The sequence below is a fragment of the Paenarthrobacter sp. YJN-D genome (assembly GCF_015040335.1).
In the GTDB taxonomy this organism is placed as follows: Bacteria; Actinomycetota; Actinomycetes; order Actinomycetales; family Micrococcaceae; genus Arthrobacter; species Arthrobacter nicotinovorans.
The window spans coordinates 1,439,785-1,457,561 of the sequence record NZ_CP053549.1; the positions used below are offsets into that span (position 1 = coordinate 1,439,785).

General features: G+C 63.0%; 17 protein-coding genes. 8 read left to right on the forward strand and 9 right to left on the reverse strand.

The window, feature by feature from the left end; all coding sequences use genetic code 11:
• Positions 1 to 33: 33 nt before the first annotated feature.
• Positions 34 to 756 (reverse strand): alpha/beta fold hydrolase, encoded by a 723-nt coding sequence (locus HMI60_RS06870; RefSeq protein WP_193590806.1) that lies wholly within the window; start codon positions 754 to 756, stop codon positions 34 to 36.
• Between the two features lie 87 nt (positions 757 to 843).
• Positions 844 to 1,842 carry an AraC family transcriptional regulator gene (locus tag HMI60_RS06875; RefSeq protein WP_193590807.1) on the reverse strand — a complete coding sequence of 333 codons (999 nt, stop codon included), beginning with the start codon at positions 1,840 to 1,842 and terminating at the stop codon, positions 844 to 846.
• A gap of 93 nt (positions 1,843 to 1,935) precedes the next feature.
• On the opposite strand from HMI60_RS06875, the gene HMI60_RS06880 reads away from it, so the two are divergent.
• Positions 1,936 to 2,256, forward strand: a complete 321-nt coding sequence (locus HMI60_RS06880; protein WP_079582715.1) for a putative quinol monooxygenase — start codon at positions 1,936 to 1,938, stop codon at positions 2,254 to 2,256.
• 57 nt (positions 2,257 to 2,313) lie between these two features.
• Here HMI60_RS06880 and HMI60_RS06885 read toward each other — a convergent pair whose 3' ends face one another.
• From HMI60_RS06885 to HMI60_RS06910, 6 genes are read right to left on the reverse strand one after another with little or no spacing between them, the layout of a single operon-like run.
• Positions 2,314 to 2,838, reverse strand: a complete 525-nt coding sequence (locus tag HMI60_RS06885) for a flavin reductase family protein (protein WP_018780007.1) — start codon at positions 2,836 to 2,838, stop codon at positions 2,314 to 2,316.
• A 1-nt stretch (position 2,839) separates the two neighbouring features.
• Positions 2,840 to 3,211, reverse strand: coding sequence for a cupin domain-containing protein (locus HMI60_RS06890; RefSeq protein WP_018780006.1), 372 nt, complete (start codon positions 3,209 to 3,211; stop codon positions 2,840 to 2,842).
• A gap of 2 nt (positions 3,212 to 3,213) precedes the next feature.
• Positions 3,214 to 4,686, reverse strand: coding sequence for a 4-hydroxyphenylacetate 3-hydroxylase family protein (locus tag HMI60_RS06895; RefSeq protein ID WP_193590808.1), 1,473 nt, complete (start codon positions 4,684 to 4,686; stop codon positions 3,214 to 3,216).
• A complete protein-coding gene (locus HMI60_RS06900) occupies positions 4,686 to 5,378 on the reverse strand; it encodes a DUF2848 family protein (RefSeq protein WP_110505453.1) in 693 nt (230 codons plus the stop codon). The genes HMI60_RS06895 and HMI60_RS06900 overlap by 1 nt, the downstream gene beginning before the upstream one ends.
• Positions 5,379 to 5,388: 10 nt before the next feature.
• Positions 5,389 to 6,183 carry a carbon-nitrogen family hydrolase gene (locus HMI60_RS06905; RefSeq protein ID WP_018780003.1) on the reverse strand — a complete coding sequence of 265 codons (795 nt, stop codon included), beginning with the start codon at positions 6,181 to 6,183 and terminating at the stop codon, positions 5,389 to 5,391.
• The gene (locus tag HMI60_RS06910; RefSeq protein WP_039239561.1) at positions 6,180 to 7,541 is read right to left on the reverse strand and encodes an MFS transporter; all 1,362 of its coding nucleotides are present in this window, start codon (positions 7,539 to 7,541) and stop codon (positions 6,180 to 6,182) included. Before HMI60_RS06910 ends, HMI60_RS06905 begins: the two co-directional genes overlap by 4 nt.
• A gap of 230 nt (positions 7,542 to 7,771) precedes the next feature.
• Between HMI60_RS06910 and HMI60_RS06915 the strand changes: the two genes are divergently transcribed.
• Positions 7,772 to 8,413, forward strand: coding sequence for a GntR family transcriptional regulator (locus tag HMI60_RS06915; protein ID WP_026267479.1), 642 nt, complete (start codon positions 7,772 to 7,774; stop codon positions 8,411 to 8,413).
• Here HMI60_RS06915 and HMI60_RS06920 read toward each other — a convergent pair.
• The gene (locus tag HMI60_RS06920; protein WP_018780000.1) at positions 8,410 to 8,703 is read right to left on the reverse strand and encodes a DUF503 domain-containing protein; all 294 of its coding nucleotides are present in this window, start codon (positions 8,701 to 8,703) and stop codon (positions 8,410 to 8,412) included. The genes HMI60_RS06915 and HMI60_RS06920 overlap by 4 nt on opposite strands.
• Before the next feature lie 205 nt (positions 8,704 to 8,908).
• On the opposite strand from HMI60_RS06920, the gene HMI60_RS06925 reads away from it, so the two are divergent.
• The 6 genes from HMI60_RS06925 (at position 8,909) to HMI60_RS06950 (ending at position 17,764) form a co-directional block, all read left to right on the forward strand.
• The gene (locus HMI60_RS06925) at positions 8,909 to 10,885 is read left to right on the forward strand and encodes a cellulose biosynthesis cyclic di-GMP-binding regulatory protein BcsB (protein WP_193590809.1); all 1,977 of its coding nucleotides are present in this window, start codon (positions 8,909 to 8,911) and stop codon (positions 10,883 to 10,885) included.
• Entirely contained in the window at positions 10,875 to 12,569 is a 1,695-nt protein-coding gene (locus HMI60_RS06930) for a glycosyltransferase family 39 protein (RefSeq protein WP_193590810.1), read from the forward strand. The genes HMI60_RS06925 and HMI60_RS06930 overlap by 11 nt, the downstream gene beginning before the upstream one ends.
• Positions 12,566 to 14,521, forward strand: a complete 1,956-nt coding sequence (locus HMI60_RS06935) for a glycosyltransferase (RefSeq protein ID WP_018779997.1) — start codon at positions 12,566 to 12,568, stop codon at positions 14,519 to 14,521. The genes HMI60_RS06930 and HMI60_RS06935 overlap by 4 nt, the downstream gene beginning before the upstream one ends.
• 104 nt (positions 14,522 to 14,625) lie before the next feature.
• Positions 14,626 to 15,810 carry a GGDEF domain-containing protein gene (locus HMI60_RS06940; RefSeq protein WP_193590811.1) on the forward strand — a complete coding sequence of 395 codons (1,185 nt, stop codon included), beginning with the start codon at positions 14,626 to 14,628 and terminating at the stop codon, positions 15,808 to 15,810.
• Positions 15,807 to 16,310: a hypothetical protein gene (locus HMI60_RS06945; protein WP_018779995.1), complete on the forward strand. Its 504-nt coding sequence runs from the start codon at positions 15,807 to 15,809 to the stop codon at positions 16,308 to 16,310. The genes HMI60_RS06940 and HMI60_RS06945 overlap by 4 nt, the downstream gene beginning before the upstream one ends.
• A complete protein-coding gene (locus tag HMI60_RS06950; RefSeq protein WP_193590812.1) occupies positions 16,307 to 17,764 on the forward strand; it encodes a bifunctional diguanylate cyclase/phosphodiesterase in 1,458 nt (485 codons plus the stop codon). The genes HMI60_RS06945 and HMI60_RS06950 overlap by 4 nt, the downstream gene beginning before the upstream one ends.
• Positions 17,765 to 17,777 lie beyond the last annotated feature (13 nt).

Below are 17,777 nucleotides of genomic sequence, written 5' to 3' on the forward strand. Positions count from 1 at the left end.
TTAAGGGCAGCGGGGGAGGGGTCGCGGTCCGGTTCAGTCCCTGCCGGCCTCAATGAACTTAAGGGCGGTGTACCCGGGGTTTGTCAGGAGGACCTCGTGGCTGCCTTCCATACTGACCAGCCGGAAGACGCCCAACCTGTTTGATAGCCGGGGGTGCCGTCCCCATTCCCCCTGGGTGATGTCGTTGTCGTCCAAAGGCGCGATGTAGCTGAACGCCTGGGGAACGCGCTCCCAACCTGTCATGTCTGCCGGGTCCGTGAATGCGCCGAAGGGCTGGGGGCGCAGTACATCGTAGATTTCCTGGGCATGTTCGGCGCTTCCATCGTTGAAGAATCCGTCCCTCCACACGAAGAACGGCAGGACCACCGAGCCGTCAGCGCGTTCGTCGGCGCTTGCCTGCAGGGCGGCCCGGAGGTGCGGCGGTACCTCGTCCACCAGCGCTTTGCCGTGCTCCGGCACGAACGCTGCAAAGTAGACGAGTCGTCGGATCCGTTCGGGCATTTCAATGGCGACCCTGGAGATCAGATAACCGCCCCAGCTGTGGCCCACCAGCACAAAGTCGCTGAGGTTGTGCTCCCTGATGTAATCGATGATCGGCTCGGCCGCACCGTTCAGGTTGACGTATTTGCTGTCGTTCGGCCCCAGTCCACCCGCAGTGGGGGTATGAACTTCGTGCCCTGCCGCCTCAAGGTGGGTGCGAACGGGGTCCCACATTTCGCCGTAGTGCCAAGCGCCGTGTACAAGGACAAACTTCATGGTTCTCTCCGAATCCGGGATCAATTGCCTGTCATCGAAGTATGTTCAACGGCGGACGGGGCCGCTATCGGAAAGACGACGGCGGTCCTATCGGATTCGCGCAGCCTTCAGGACAACGGAGGGCGTCGTGCCGTAGCGGGACTTGAACTGGGTGGAGAACTCACCCAAATGGAAGAAACCGCACCGCAACGCGACCTCGGTGACGCTGGTCCCGTCCGGATCTGATTCCCGCAGAATCCGGTAGGCGGTTTCGAGCCGCTTCATTTTCAGCCATTGGCCGGGCGTCGTGTCCAGCTCGCGGCGAAAGCTTGCCTGCAGGCTGCGGATGCTGATGCCGCAGCAACGTGCGACGCTGCTGAGGCTTACTGGTTCGCCAATACGCTCCAGCATGTACTCGGTTGCCCGGCGGACACGCAAAGACGCAATCCCGCCCGGGCTCCGTGGCTGGAAGGGGGTGGCAACGTCTCCGCTGGGGATGAGGAGGGACTCGATGATGAGCTCTTCAAGGTGAAGGCTCACCCGATGCTGCCAGCTGGAGTCTTTCACCGTCGATATGCTCATGCTGCTTTCGATCAAGCTGCAAAGCAGGGCCGGCGGCAGCCCCAGGGACAAGGGGAGCTCGACTCTTCGGCCTGGCCCAGTGGTCATTGCCTGGCCGGCCACGTTCTCGACGCGATGACGATCCAGCCTCAAAACCACTTGGTCGTAGTCGGCGTCGAGGTCGAATTGAAAGAGGTCATACGGGCCGACAACCACTGCGTTGTCAGGCGTTGCGACGGCGGTCTCCGAGCCGTAGCGAAAAAGTGCGCGGCCGCGGACGGGCATGCTCACCAGGAAGCTGTTCTCGTCGGGCTCCGCCGGCGACACCGTGACTGCAGCGCCGTAGTGCAGCCGGTTGATCGAAAGCGAACCAATCTGCTGATGGTCGAGCCGCGCCGCAAGCCGGGATGTCCTGCCGTTAAGGCGCAACGTGTGGGGGCGCAGTGTCCGCGTACATGCCTCCACCACCTGGTCCTTATCGTGCGCCGGGTCCAATATCCTCCGGGCTGTGGAGCTGAGGGTGGCAGCAATGCGTGAAAGCGTCATTGGGATCTCCACGGCGGAGGGAAGTACAGGAATTCTGACAGTATGGACAGTAAACATGGACGGTAAACCGCAACGCAACGAAAGGCAGCAACCGTGATCTTCATCGTGGTCAAGTTCAACGTCAAGCCGGACTGGTCCGATCGCTGGCTGGATCTCGTCGGTGACTTCACCGATGCTACCCGCGCGGAACCCGGGAACCTGTGGTTCGATTGGTCCCGCAGCGTGGAGAACCCGAACGAATTCGTCCTCGTGGAAGCCTTCCAGGACGATGCCGCCGAGGCGCACGTGAACAGCGAACACTTCAAGAAGGCCATGTCGGACATGCCGCAGGCACTCGCCGAAACGCCGCACATCATCAGCCGCCAGATCGAGGGCAGTGGCTGGGACCGCATGGGTGAGCTGACCATCGCCTAGCCGGAGGGTAGAGGTGGTGCCCGGCTCGAACGAGCCGGGCACCACCTGTTTAACTCCTCAGAACATCCACGGAATCTCCGCGTGGCCGAAGTCGGAGAAGGATCCGAACCGTCCGGCCTTGAACGCGAGCACCTCGCCGTCCCGGTCCCGGCACGTGGTGACCTGGCCGAAGAAGACCTGGTGATCGCCGACGTCGTACTTCTGCACAACGGTGCAATCCGCCTGGGCGAGGGCGCCCTTGATCACGGGTAGGCCGCTTTCGGTGACGTCAAAGTCTCCGTCGCCGAAGCGGTCACCGCCGCGCACCGCGAACCGCCGCGCGATCGACTCCTGCTTGGACCCCAGGATGGACACCGCGAACTTGCCGCTCTCCATCAGGGCCTCACCGGTGCGGGTGCCGAAGTTCAGAGAGATCATCAGGATGGGCGGCTCCAGGCTGATGGATGTCAGCGAACTGATGGTCATCCCGTATTGCTCGTCCTCGTGTTGGGTGGTGACCACGGCAACGCCCGTCAGGAACCGGCCCATGGCCCGGCGCATCCCCATGGCATCGGGAACAGTGAAAAGCGGTGCGAGGCTCATGTCAGTTGCTCCGCTCAGCTGGTGCTGGGTCCGTGTAGTAGCGGACTTCGAACATCTTGGCACCGTTCTCGGAAACCCACGGGCCGTGTTCCATGCCGGGCGGACGGGTAGCCCAGTCGCCGGCTTTGAAGGTCCTGCCCAGGCGTTGGTCAACGAACGAGCCTTCGAAAATGAACACTTCTTCCCAGAAATCGTGAGTGAGGACGCCGTTGGGGGAGGTGTCCGTTCCAGGTTCGAACTTCAGGATTCGGGTGACTGAGTCGTTGTCCGAGTCCCGGGCCAGGATGGCCTCGGACAAACCCTCAATGTGCGGGTTGCAGGGTGCAAAGTCCACCGAGTCCGTGGGCGTGAACTCGAATTCGGGCTTGGCCATGATCAGATCTCCTCCAACTCGGTGGTGCCGGCAATGCTGTAGGAACCAAGGAACGTGTCCAGCTCGGCGACCAGTGCGTCGTAGCCGTAGTTCCGGTAGGTGTACGCACCCCGGACTACGAACGGGGCGCCGGCGTAGAACATTTCGTACTGCTGGTGGCGGCCCGCGAACTCCGAACCGATGATGTCCCAGGCGAGCTTGAACAGCTTGACGCGTTCCTCGCTGGTGACGCCGGGGGACTGGACATAGCGTTCCATGTCCGGCCGCGTCACGCTGCTGGTCATGTCGGCGACGCTGGAGGGCAGCTGCAGCACGCCGCCGCCCACGAGGTCGCGAAGGATGGAGATCACTCGAGGGTACGTCTCGGACTGCAGGCCCATGGCACCGTAGAGTGCGCTCTTCCCGGGAACCCGCATGCCGGCGTCGTCCGTTGTTGCGGTGTACTCGGCGGCGAGCACGGCCGATTCGACGGACTGGACGATTGCGGCGAGTTCTCCGAGCTTCTCCTGCACGCCGGGGATCTTGTCCGTGCCATTCACCTGGGTGACCTTGCGGGCGACCGAGGCGATGAACTTGAGCTTGGTGGAGAACCGGATCTGGGCCTGCCAGTTGCCCAGGGCGTGGGCGCCGGTCTCGAAGAACTGGCGGCGCAGCGTGTCGATGTTCCGGTTGATGAATACCCGGTCCCAAGGGATAAGGACGTCGTCGAAGACCACCAGGGCGTCCGGCTCGTCGTAGTGGCTGGTGAGCGGGTAGTCGAAGTCGCTGGTGGCGGCAGGCGCGAACGGGCGGCGGCAGTACAGCTTCAGGCCGTCGGTCGCCACCGGGACGGCGAAGCTGACGGCGAAGTCGACGTCGTCCGGTCCCAGCGGTTTGATGCAGGTGACGAAAACTTCGTCGGCGATCGCAGCGCCCGTGGCGAGCATTTGCGAACCCCGGACAATGATGCCCTCTTCGGTTTCGCGCACGACGCCGACCTGCAGGTATTCGCCTTCCCACCCTGACGCTGTGGTGGCGCGGGAGACCTGCGGCGGGATGATCGCGTAGGAGAGGTACAGGTTCTCGGACAGGATCTTCTTGTAGTACCGCTCCACGTTGCCTGCGAAGTCGCGTTCGTCGTTCTTGAAGACCTCCGGATGGGAACCGAACGCGGCAAAGAACGTGCCGACGTGGTCAGGGCTGCGGCCCACCCAGCCGTGCGTGTGCTTGGCCCACTTTTCGATGGCCTGCCGGCGCAGCACCAGCTCTTCCTGGGTCCGGGGAGCTGCGAACGTGCGGTTTGCCGGCCCGCCGATTTCCTCCGAATGGAACTGCATTCCATTGGCGGGATCAGCCGCGATGTCGAACAGCTCGGACATGGTCCGGGCAACCTTCGCGAAGGCCGGGTGTTCCAGGACGTTGCCGACAACCTCGCCGTCGAGGATAACCGTCCTGCCGTCATTAAGGGACTTCAGGTACTCTTTTCCGGTCCTCATCAGAGTGAGCCTTTCTTGATTTTGTAGTTATGTTCAATGGTGGTCCCATTTGGGAACGAGAGCTCCAACTTCCAGGAAGTTCCGTCTATGAACTTTCCGTCCAGAAGCGGCAGGGTGCCGCCGAGGCACATGAAGTCGGCGTCGCCGATGCCGGTCCGGGCCAGGAGACGCTCGACGACGTCGGCCGGCTTGCGCAGGCCGCTCAGCGAACCTTCCTGGTACAGGGCTCCGTCAACCCACGAGCGCGCTGTGCACTCGTCGAGGTCGAGATTTTCCAGGTTCTCTACGGCGATCACCTCAGCGGCCACCGGCTTGGGGCACGCGCGCTTTGAATCGCCGATATCCCGGGCTTCAATGTCACGGTCTGTGTGGTCGGATCCGATGCCGAGGTAGTACTGGCCGTTGTGGCGGATGTACAGGGGCTCAATCTCACCGGAGGTCAGGTTTTCCGAAGCGTCGTGCTCGCCCGAGGTCTCGAAGAGGTCCGAGTCCATGCGGTAGAACATGGGCACCTCCGGGGGCGGGGCCACGCCGATGGCAGCCAGCTCGTCAATATGGTGTTGCACCGCTTTTGGATCCCGGCCCGTGTAGCCGGCCACCACTGCGTGGAAATCCGAAATGACGATTGTCTTGTCCGTGCCCACCACCCTGAAAGTGAGTGGGACTTGCCGTGTTGTTTGCTGTGTTTGCATTGGACTTCCTCTAGACGGTCAGAGTTTCGTAGCTGGCCAAGCGGTCATTGAGCACCGGGAACTCGTTGCGGACAATGCCCACCTGCTGCGGATCGATGTCCACCATGAGCACGGACTCCCCGGCGTCGGCCTCGGCCAGCACGTTGCCGGCGGGATCCACCACCCTGCTGTGGCCGCCGAGCTCCACGCCCTCCTGGACACCGGCAGCGTTGCAGGCAACCACGAAGATCTGGTGCTCCAGGGCGCGGGCGGTGGTGAGGAGACGCCAGTGTTCGCGCCGGGCGGCGGGCCAGGCTGCCGGAACGATCACGATTTCTGCGCCGCGGGTGCTCAGCTCCATCCACAACCCCGGGAAACGCAGGTCGTAGCACGTGATTCCTGCCGTGGCCCCGAAGGGGAGCGGGACCACGGGCAGTGCGGCCCCGGCTGTCAGGAGACTGGCTTCCTTCGATTTGTAACCGAAGACGTGGATCTTCCTGTAGGTGTGGACCACGCTGCCGTCCGGGCCCAGCAGGATTGATGTGTTGCTGAGTTGCCCGTCCGCGCCGGCTTCAATGATGCTGCCGAGATGGAGATGGACGCCCAGTTCTTTCGCAACCCGTGAGCACATTGAAACGGTGGGGCCGGAGAGTGTCTCAGCCAGGGTCGCGTAGTCATCGAAGTGGAAGTAGCCTGCACTCCACAGTTCCGGGAGGACGATCAGCTCGGCGCCGCTGATGTTGCGAAGAATCTTCTCGACCCGGTCGATCCGGTCCCCGCGGCTTTCGGTGTCCGGACTGGCTACCTGGACCAACGCGATTTTCATGCTTGTTCCTTCTCTTTGCTGCTCGGCTCGTCCAGATCACTGAGCTTCAGGCCCTTGGTTTCCTTGGCAAACATCACCGAGACCATCGAGATCAAGCCCATCCCTGCCAGGTAGATGCCGATCGCGTAGCCCGTACCGAAGGCGCTGTAGAGAGCCAACGCAATGATGGGAGACAGCGAGCCGGCGATCAGCGAAGCCAGGTTGTAGGCTACGGAGGTGCCGCTGTACCGGACATCGGTGGGGAAGAGTTCGGAGAAGAAGGCGCCGATCACCGAGCTGTACGCGGCGAAGATCAACAGGCCACCTACCGCCGCGGCGATGATGCCCCACATCTGTCCGGTGTTGAGGAGGGCAAAGAAGGCGAATGCCCAGATGACGGTGGCGATCGAAGCCCCGATCATGATGGGCTTCCGGCCTACGCGGTCCGCGTAGATGGCCAGGACAGGAATAGCGACGACGGCCGCTGCCTGACCGATCATGACGGCGGTGAGCCCGGCTTGCCTTTGCAATCCCATGATTTGGGTGACGTACGTGATGATGAACAGCGAGTAGATGTAGAAGCCTGCGTTCTCACCCATGCGGCTTCCGGTGGCGATGAGGATTTCGCGCCAGTTGCGGCGGAAAAGGATGGCCAAGGGCATCTTGCGCTCGGACACTGCCATGGTCTCGCGCTTCCGCTGCGCTTCTTTGAACAGCGGTGTTTCCTGCACGTAGAGGCGGAGGACCAGGCCAATGATGACCAGCAATGCGGACAATCCGAATGCTATGCGCCAGCCCCATGCAAGGAATTCGCTCTCCGGCAAGGTGCCTGCGAGGATAGCGAGCACGCCGGCTGCCATGAGATTGCCCAGGGGCGGGCCCACGTTCGGCCAGGAGGACCAGAACGCGCGGCGTGAACTGTCATTGCTGTGCTCCGACACAAGAAGGACAGCGCCGCCCCATTCCCCGCCGAGTGCGAACCCTTGGATCAGCCGCAGCAACAGCAGCAGCAACGGTGCTGCAATACCAATGGCCGCGTATGACGGGATGAAGGCGATGAGGGTCGTCGCGACCCCCATGAGCATGAGGCTTGCTACCAACGTGGCGCGTCGGCCGTGTTTGTCGCCAAGGTGCCCCAGGACAATCGCGCCGAGGGGCCGGGCGAGGAAGCCGGCAGCGAATGTGCCCAGCGCCAGCATGGTGCCGACGAGGGGATCGTCCGTGGGGAAGAAGAGCTTATTGAATACCAGTGCAGCGGCTGTGCCGTAGAGAAAGAAGTCGTACCATTCCACTGCCGTACCGGCGAGGCTCGAAGCAGCAACCACGGGCAAGCTGGAGTGCTTTTGCTGCCTTGGCTCGGCTTTCTTCAAATCGGTCATTGTGGGGATCCTTTTGCGATTGGGAGCGGCCGGGCTTCTTGTGAGGCGGGCCGATGTCCCAAGAAATTGAGGGGTTCCAGTGCGTGAGCGGAATCACTTGAGCCGCCACTGAAAACTACTGTAGACGAGTTGTATACAACCTGTCTATAGTTGGGGTTAAAGATTCTTCCAGACGTCCGGGACCCTCCTGGAGGCAACTCGTATACTGGGCTTCGCGAGAAAGGCTCTCCATGATCCAAATGACTCCCACTGCGCAATCCCAGCCCGAAGTGGCTTATCAGTGGATGAAAAGCTACATCGCTGCCCTCCCGCGGGAGGAGGAAACGTTCCTCAACGAGGCCGTCCTCGCCAAGACCACGGGCACATCCCGTACGCCGGTACGGGAGGCCCTGCTGCGCCTCGAAGCGGAAGGCTTCGTCAAGCGGATCCCCCATAAGGGCGCGTTCGTGCCCCCAATTTCCGACCCCGATGTGCGGGCAATCCTGCAGGCCAGGGCCGTGGTGGAAAAGTGGGCCGTGTCAGCCCTGGACACCATGGCCGACGGACAGATCGACGCTTTCCAGAGCGTCATCGACCAGCAACGGGAAGCCAAGGATGATCCCGCGCGCTTCATTGAGCTGGATACCGAGTTCCATACGCTCATGGTTCAGGCCGGCGGAAATCCGGTCCTCGCCGACTTCTACGCCTCGCTCCGGCAGAAGCAGCTGAGAATCGGCGTCAAAGCAGTGTCCCGGGGATCGGATCGCGCCGGTGATGTGCTTCGCGAGCATCAACTGATTGTGGACGCCCTGCGCAGCCGAAGCCTGGAAGCGGCCCACCAAGCCATCGATGCACACTTGGACTCCACCCGATGGGCCGTCATCGGCTACTAATCTTCGCTGTGCAACTCCCGCTGCCGTGCGCTAAGCAGCTCAAATTCAGGCCTGGCAGCCACGAAACGTTCAACGGCGTCGAGCACTTGCTGAAGGTGGGCGTGGTCAGGGGCCACCACAGCAGCGCCAATCAAAGCGCGCCGGTGCTGGTCCTGGAAGCCGGTCTCAGCTGCGGAGACCTCAAAACGGCGCTTGAGTTCGGCGACCAGCGGCCGGACCAGCGAACGCTTCTCCTTCAGGCTGTGAACATCGCCCAGCAGGACATCAAATTCGATCCACCCGATCCACATAAACCCCATTCAACAGCAACGCGGGGTCACTTAAGGCCCATGTCAGGGGCGTTTACGGGCCAAAAGTGACCCCGCCTTGTTTGAGGTCTTGAGGGAATCTTGATCGAACGCAGCAAGGCGTCTTGAGTTCGGCCCGGCAGTGTCTATGAGGTTGGCCCAAAAGGGCCCCCGACTCATCCGCTGCTAGTTACCCAGGACTGACATCGTGACCCAAAACCCTGCCAGAGCCCGCGCCCGATCCCGCGCCGCAGCCATACTCATCGCCTGCGCCGCCACCCTCGCGGTTTCCGCCATCACGGCCCCTATGGCTTCGGCCGGTCCCGCACAGGGAGCAGTGGTCCGGGCGTCCTCCAGCGTGTCGGCCATGGCCGGCCAGGTGGAGCAGACACTTGTGGTTCCGGTGACTGCGGGATTGGAGCCTACGCGGATCAAGGGCAGCATCGTGGTCTCCGGAAAGCCGGAAGGAACAGTCCGCGCAACGGTCAACGGCAGGATAGTCCTCGAAGCCAACGCAGCAGCAGCCATCGCCCTGGACCAGGCAGTGAGCAGCGCAGACGTCATCAACCAACAGATGACCGTTGGACTGCAGTTCATCCCGGCGGCGCAGACTATGTGCGTCCTCTCAAACGCCACAGCCACGCTGAACAACCTCGCAGTCGATTTCTCCGGAACCGCGGAGGTTCCCACGACCGTCGGCGGGTTCTTCCCGGTGTCCGTGCCCGCCGTCGTACTTCCCGTCCCGGCGGACCCGGGTGCCGATGTTTCCGCAGCCGTCATGACTGCCGCCGCCTCGATGACGCACCGCTACCCGGACGCCTCTGTCAGCGTGGTCCCGGAAGCCGGACTTGCCGCCCGGGCGGCCGGCCTTCCTGCGGGCAGCCGGGTCCTCAGCGTCGTGGGTGACCAAGGCGAAACCAGCACCAAACTCTCCACCACAGCCGGCCTCCCGCAGCTCATCCTCAGCGGCCATGACGAACAGCTCCGTACCGCCGCGCGCGCACTGGCCAGCGACAATACAGCGCTCGCCGTGACATCGTCCGTCACCGGGTTGACGTCCGCATTGCCTGCGTCGCCGGGCCTGACGCAAAGCCTCAAGGACCTGGGCAGCAGCACCCTGAAACTCTCCGGATACGGCACGCCGGAGTCGTACGTGGGAGTCACCCAGTCCCAGTTCGGCGGTCCCGTCCAATCAGTGAAGGTCCAGCTCAAGGGCACGCACACGGCGGTCCCGGCCAACGCCCAGGCTCAGCTTTCCGTCTTCTGGAACGATTACCTGCTCAGCTCCAGGAACCTCGACGGCGGTGACAGCTTTTCGGTGGACGCCGAAGTACCAGCCGGGCAGCTGCAGGCGAACAACGGCCTCCGGATCCGGCTCGCGGCCCTTCCCGCGGGCGGTGATTGCACCGGCCCCGCAGGTGTGATGCCCATGGAGGTCACCGTGGACACGGCAGGCAGCACGCTGACTGCCGCCCGGGGCGGTTCCATGAAGGCCGGTTTTGCACGGTTCCCCCAGGCCCTGGGACAGAGTGTTCCCGTAGCGTTCGGCGACGGCAACGCGCAGGCAAACACCGTGAACGCGGCCACCCTGGTAGCTTCCCTGCAGCGGCAGAGCGCCACCTTGCTGGACACCCGGGTGGTGGGCCTGGATACCTTGGCCGGCTCCAGCGAGTCTGGACTGGTGGTGGGCGCCACCGGCGATGTTGCCGACAAGCTCTCGGCACCCCTGCGTTTGGCCGAGTTCCGCACCATCTCCCCGAAGGACGTCGAATACGGGGTGGGCACGTCGGCACCGTTCGGTGTCCTGGAGGCGTTCGAACAAGGCGGCCGTGATCTTTTGCTCCTCGGGGCATGGGCACCGGACGGCGACGCTTCCGCGGCTGCGTTGCAGGCTTCCCTGACCTCGCACATCAGTGGTGTTGACGGCGGTTGGGCATCATTGTCCCGGAACCTCCTGGTCACCCAGCCCTCGGGTACGCCGGTCTTGCTGGAAAGCAACGTGGTGGTTCCGCAGAAGGCCGTCACCGACGACTACCGTCCCTACGCCTGGTGGATCGGCGGTGCAGTGCTGGTGCTGGGCCTCGCGTTCGCCGCCCGCACCATCCTGATGCGGCGCCGGGCCAAGGAAGCTCAGGCCTACGTGGACGCTGAACAGAAGGCGACCGAACCGGGCCATGGCAACTAGCGTTGCCACGCGGCGCCGCGCTGCCCACCGGCAACCAGTGCTGCGGTCCCTGTCATCGCTGATGATCCGGGGTTGGGAACGCTTGGGTGCCCCGGTGGACGGACGCAAGGTCCCAGGCACCAGGATTGTTGCCTTGCTGGCCGCAGTGGTGGGCTACCTTGCCTGCCTGTACACCATCGGCCACGGCACCAACCTGGACTACTCCGACGCCCAAAGCCACCTGACCATCGCCCGGCGCATCTTCGACAGCAAGGCGCCCGGCTTTGAACAGCTCGGCACGGTGTGGCTGCCCATGCCCCACCTTCTGCTGGCGCCGTTCGTGGTGAACATGTGGCTGTTCAGCACGGGCTGGGCTGCGGGACTATTGGGGATCCTCGCCTTGTCCGCTACCGCCACGGGCCTGTACCTGATCGCAGCGCGCCTCGGTTTGGTCCGGGCGGGCCGCCTGGCGACCACACTGGTGGTCCTGGCGAACCCGGCGGTCCTCTACGTTTACACCACTGCTTTGACCGAACCCGTGCTGATCATGTGCATCGTGGGCGGCATGGCAGGGCTGGCACATTGGTCCACCAGCCGGCGTCGGATGAGCGCCGGTGAACTGGCAGTCTTTGCAGGCATTCCCTCGGCCGCAGCCGTCCTCTCCCGCTATGAGGGGTGGGCGCTGGTGATGACCGGGACGCTGTTCGTGCTGATCGTCTCCAAACGACGCACAGGCCAATGGCGCGAAGCCCTCACCATGGCCGGCGGCTACGTGATGATCCCTGCTGCGGCGGTGCTGTGGTGGCTTTCGTACAACTGGGCCATCTACGGCAACCCGCTTGAGTTCATGTTCGGGCAGTATTCCGCTTACGCGCAGCAGAAAAACATCACCGACGGCGGCCTGTTGCCTACCAAGGGCAACCTCGGACTGACGCTGACTACTTTCCACTGGTCGTTGCTGGAAACCGCGGGGGTGGTTGTCCTCGCCCTGGCGGCGTGCGGCGCCGTCGTGCTGGTCTTCAGGAGGGGCTTCGCGAACAGCACCCTCCTGGTGGCGGTGACCGGCAGCGCCTATGCCTTTGCGCTGTTGAGCCTTTTCCTGGGCCAAACGGCCATCAACAATGACCACTCGCTTCCCACCACCTGGTGGAACAACCGCTTCGCCCTGACGGCGTTGCCGTTGGTAGCGGTTTTGGTGGCCGTCTTCGTGCAGGAACTGACCCGGCCGGCGCGGCTCCGGCCCTGGCTGATCTGTGCTTTGCTGGGTGCATTGGTGGTGCAGAACGTGTGGTGGAACGAGGACCCCACCGGGAGGTTGGCCGTCCTGGCGGAAGGCAGGATGTCAGCTGAATCCACCACCAACTCCACCGCCGCCGCCCGTTGGCTGAACCAGCACTACGAATCCGGCGGGATCCTGATGGACGAAAGCGCACGCGGAAACGCAGTGCTTCCCGTGATGGGCATCCCGCTCAAGGAAATCTACAACAGGGCCTCCGGCGATTACTTCGCTCCTGCGCTGGATGATCCGGCCAAGTATGCCAAATGGGTGTTCGTCAACGTCGAAGCAGGTACAGGAGCGCGGGATTCGGGCCCCACCGACCTCGTTTACCAGGCGATCATCATGAACCCTTCCTTCGGCTTGCGCTACTCCGTCGCCTTTTCCACGCCCACGCACCGGATCTATGAAAGGTCCTCGGATTCATGACCCCTGCTTCTCTCGTCAAAGGACAGTTCAACCGGCAGTCGATCGGCCAGACACTGCTCGCCGCAGGCCTTGTGACCCCTGAACAACTGCAGCGTGCACTGGATCGGGCCGCGATCGAAGGCGGTTTGCTGGGACGGCACTTGATCCTGGAAGCCGGGCTGGACCGGCGTCGGATCTATGAAGTGCTGGCCCGGCAGTGGGACGCCCCGCTGGTGGATCTGATGGCCGAGCCACCAGCGGACGAACTCATGGAGCAGCTCATTTTCAGCGAGCTTGCGGAACCTCAATGGTTGCCGTGGCGCAGCGAGGACGGCGTCCTGACCGTGGCGACGGCGGTTGTTCCGTCCGCGGCAATCGCCGAGGAAGCAGCAGCGAAGTTCGGCGCCACCGATGTCGTCTTCCGCACCACGACGGACTGGGACATCAACCAATCCATCCAACGCTCCTTCAGGCGCCACCTGCTCTACGAATCCGCTGAACGCCTGGCCGAGGAACGGCCGGGTGACTCCGCACGCATCGCGTTGACGCCGTGGCAACGGTACCTTCCTGTGGTCCTTGTAGCGGCAATCATGGTGGGGTTCGTGATCTCGCCGCTGACGGCGGTCATCGTGCTGCTGGCTGCAGCGAACATCGTCTTCCTGATCAGCATCGGATTCAAGACGTTGGCCAGTCTCCGCCGGCCTTTCGACAAGCTCCACGAGGCGGCAGTGGTCCGGGCACGGAACAAGGAACGTGCACGACGCGGCCTTCCGCCGGTGGCCGATGAGCGGATTCCGGATTCCGAACTGCCCGTCTACACGATCCTCGTCCCGGTGTTCCGCGAGGCCAACATCATCGACAAACTGCTGACGAACCTGGGGCAGCTGGACTACCCCCGGTCCAAGCTGGATGTGCTGGTCCTCCTGGAGGAAGACGACGCCGAGACCATCGCCGCGGCCAAGGCCTCCAGGCCGCCGGAGTACGTCCGTATCCTCATCGTTCCGCGGGGCGAGCCCCAAACCAAGCCAAGGGCCTGCAATTACGGACTGACGTTTGCGCGGGGCGAATACGTGGTCATTTACGACGCCGAAGACCGCCCTGATCCGGGACAGCTGAGGGCTTCCATTGCAGCCTTCAAACGGGATGAGTTCGAGCGGGAGCACCTGAACCCCGGCCGCAAACCGCTCATCTGTGTCCAGGCCGCGCTGAATTACTTCAACGCCGACCAGAACGTGCTCACGCGCCTGTTCACCATCGAGTACACGCACTGGTTCGATTCCATGCTCCCGGGCCTGGACAACTCCGGGATCCCGTTGCCCCTGGGCGGCACGTCCAACCACTTCGTCACCGCGCTGCTCAAGGAAGTTGGCGCGTGGGACCCGTGGAACGTGACAGAGGACGCGGACCTGGGACTCCGGGCGGCCGTGGACGGTTACCGGGTGGGTGTCATCGACTCCACAACGTGGGAGGAGGCCTGTTCACAGGTGCCTGCCTGGATCAAGCAACGCACCCGCTGGATCAAGGGGTACATGATTACCTCGGCAGTGAATACCCGGAACTCCCTGAGGTACATCAAGAGCACGGGGGTAGCCGGAACAGTAGGCTTCCTTGGGCTGATCCTCGGCACGCCGCTGGCCTTCCTGGCTTATCCGCTGGTGGTCGGATTCACCGTGGTGACCTACATCGGTTACGACATCGTAGGCCTGGTCCTTCCCGGGTGGTTGCTGGCCGGAGGGGTGGTGTCCATGCTGTTCGGCAATGCCATGATGATCATCGTCTCCGGCGTCGCCACCTTCCGCAGGCATGGTTGGCGGATCGCGATTTTTGCCTTGCTGAACCCGTTCTACTGGGTCCTGCATTCCGTGGCGGCGTGGCGCGCGGCCTGGCAGATGCTGACCAGCCCCCATAAATGGGAGAAGACCCCGCACGGACTGGAGGCGGAATACCACGACGACGGCCACTGGGTCGGGTGACGTACCGCACCTGATCTTGAGCCAATCTTGAGCAAATGCCGCAGAGAGGTTGAGTAAGCACCGCCACACTGAATCCAAAGCCGCAGGATGACCAGCTGAGGGGGTTGGACACGGTGCTCGATCCGTTCTCTGTAAGAGTCGCCCTGGGCGTCGTCACAGTAACCCTCTTGGTGTTGTTCTGTACCTCCTTCCACCGCACCCGTTCGCCGTATGCCGGCTGGTGGAGCCTGGCCCTGCTGCAATTCATGGCCGGCAACACAGCCTTCCTGCTCAACGGGTCCCCGCATCAGCAATGGGCCAATCCGGTGGGAAACGTCCTGGTGGTGGCTGGAGCATTCAGCGTGTGGGCCGGCGCCCGCTCCTTGCGGGACCTCAAGACCGCCCGCTGGCAACTTGCCGCAGGTCCTGCGGTCACTGCTGTTGCTTCTCTCCTCGAAAGCCCCGCCACCAATGTCTGGTCCGGGGGCTTCGTCTATCTGGCCATGATGGCCACCGGGATTGCCTTGGCCGCCCGGGATCTTTGGCTGATCAAAGCTTCCCATTCGCAGGTCCACAAGGCTTTGTCGCTGGCAGCAGGTCTCCTGGCCACGTACTATCTGGGCCGCTTTACGGTCTATGCACTGGAAGGGCCGGCAAGTGAGGCCTTCCGTATGTACTTCGGTCCCGGACCGTCGGGCCTGGTTTCGCTGGTGCTGCTGGTGACGGTGTCCTTCAGCATGACGGCCCTCACCAGCGACCAACTCATCAAGGGTTTGAAGGAGCGGGCGGCCCGCGACCACCTGACCGGCCTGCTCAACCGTGGAACGTTCCTCGAACTGGCCACCACCGAGCTCCACCGTTTGTACTCCACAGGATCCGGCGCTGCCGTGGTCCTGGCAGACCTGGATCACTTCAAGGCAGTCAACGACGAATACGGTCATGGTGCCGGGGATGAGGCCTTGAAGGCCTTCGCTGCGGCCTGCGCCGCGTCCGTGAGGTCCACGGACCTCATTGGACGCTACGGCGGGGAGGAGTTCATCCTTTTCCTGCCCGGGGCCACACAGGAGCGGGCTGAGAGCATCGCCGTCGAAATCAGCCGCCGGACCGCAGGCATGCGCACACCGGAAGGTATCCCGTTCCCCACCATCAGTTATGGAGTTACGTCCAGCATCTCTGCCGGAGCCGATCTGAACTTCATGATCGAGGTAGCTGACGCAGCGCTTTACAGTGCCAAGGCACAAGGAAGAAACCGGATTGTAGGAGCCGACCGCCTCGAGGCGGCCACTATTGCGGATGAGGCACGATCATGACGCTCAATGAACTGACCACCAGGATCCAGATCCAGCACAACCAGGAGTTGTCCGTCTTCAGGAAAGACATCACCAGTGCTCCCTACAAAGCCGGAACAGCCACATCCTTGAACGCGGACCGGCGCTCGGTGCGGATGGGTCCTGTCCAGTCCGTTGAGGACGGAAACGCCAACCTGACCATCGTGGCCGATGTCGAAGGTCTCGCCTGGTTCACTGCGGACAAGGGCCTCCTGGGAAGTTGCATTACAGTATCCATCGCCGGCCACCGGCGGAACACCGGCACGCGCGTCCATCTCCCGCTCGCTGAATGCGATGCCTGGATCGAGGCCATCCTGGGCGGGTCATGGATCACAAACGTCTACCGCATGGGCAACAAGGCAAAGCCCGACGGCCGGCTGGATATCGCTTCCTATCGCTTGTTCCTGGACGAGCACCGCAACCCGGTTCCCAAGCCCCAGGCCGTAGCCGATATGACGCTGCGCAGCCTGGACGAATCGTGACCAGTACCAAGCCTCGCCGGCTGGTGTCCACTGATGATGACGACCCCCGAATACAAAGCCTGGAACGGCAGGTCCGGGCACTCATGCAAGAACTCCATGAGGTCCGGAATGAACGACGCCATGAGGCCCTTACCGACCCCTTGACAGGCGTCGGCAACCGGCTGGCCCTGGCCGATGCCTTCAAGGAAGCCACGGCTGCCATGGCCAACAGCATCGCCCCGCCCGCGCTGCTCCTGTTGAACCTGGACGGCTTCAAGACGTTGAAGAACTCTGCGGGCCATGCGGCAGCGGACCAGGTTCTGGTCACCGTTGCCATGCGCATCCGCTCGGCAGTCCGGGAGAGCGACGTCGTGACCCGCCTGGGTGGCGACGAATTCGCTGTGTTGATGCCCGGCACCCCCAAGAACCGGGCTGCCGCCGTGGGGAACCGCATCCTGGCCGCGCTGGAACCCGGCATCGACCTCGGCAACAACAGTGTCCAGTGTGCTGCCAGCATGGGCCTGCGGATCGCCGAGCCGCACCACACCCTGGAGGACCTCCTCCAGGAAGCCGATTTCGCCCTGGAGGAATCCAAGAGCGAGGGCCGGAACAAGCTCAAGCTCTTCGATCCCGTGACCGTGCACTCCCGGCAACTCCAGCGACAGATCGTGGGCGACTTGAGGGAGGGGATCCGCTCTGAGCAGCTGGTCCTCTATTACCAACCAATCGTTGACCTTGCCACGGGAACCATTGAGGGTTGCGAGGCCCTGGTCCGCTGGAACCATCCGATACACGGGCTCATCATGCCCGACCAGTTCATTCCCGTGGCAGAGGCCACCGGGTTGATTGCGGAACTGGGCAGGTGGGTCCTCCGCACAGCAATGCGCCAGCTGAGGCAGTGGCGGGATAACCCGGCGACGTCGGATCCCGCCTTCTCCATGCGCATCAACGTCTCTGCCGCCGACCTTCAAAGCCTGGAATTCGTGGACGACGTCCGCGACGTTCTCCAAAAGGAAGGATTGTCCCCGGATTCACTGGTCCTGGAACTTACCGAGAGCGCCATCATCCAGAACAACGAGCTGGACCGTTACACCCTGATGAGCTTGCACAGGCTGGGCGTAGGCCTGGAGATAGACGATTTCGGCGCCGGTTATTCCTCGATGGGCTACCTGCGCAAACTCCCCGTGGATCGGGTGAAGGTCGACCGGCAGTTCGTGAAGGACCTGGAGAAGGACCCGTCCCAGCTGGAGTTCCTGGCGGCAATCCAGCAAGTCATCCGCTCGTGCGGGCTGGAAGGGGTCTGGGAAGGCATTGAGACAGCGCGGGAAGCGGAGTTGCTGCGGAGTATCGGCTGTACGAGCGGACAGGGGTATTTCTTCGGCAGGCCGTTGCCCGAAGCAGACTTCCTTGCCCGGCTAAAGGAAACGCGAGGTCACTTATGGCCCATCCCGGAGGGATTTACGGGCCATAAGTGACCTCGCGTCACTT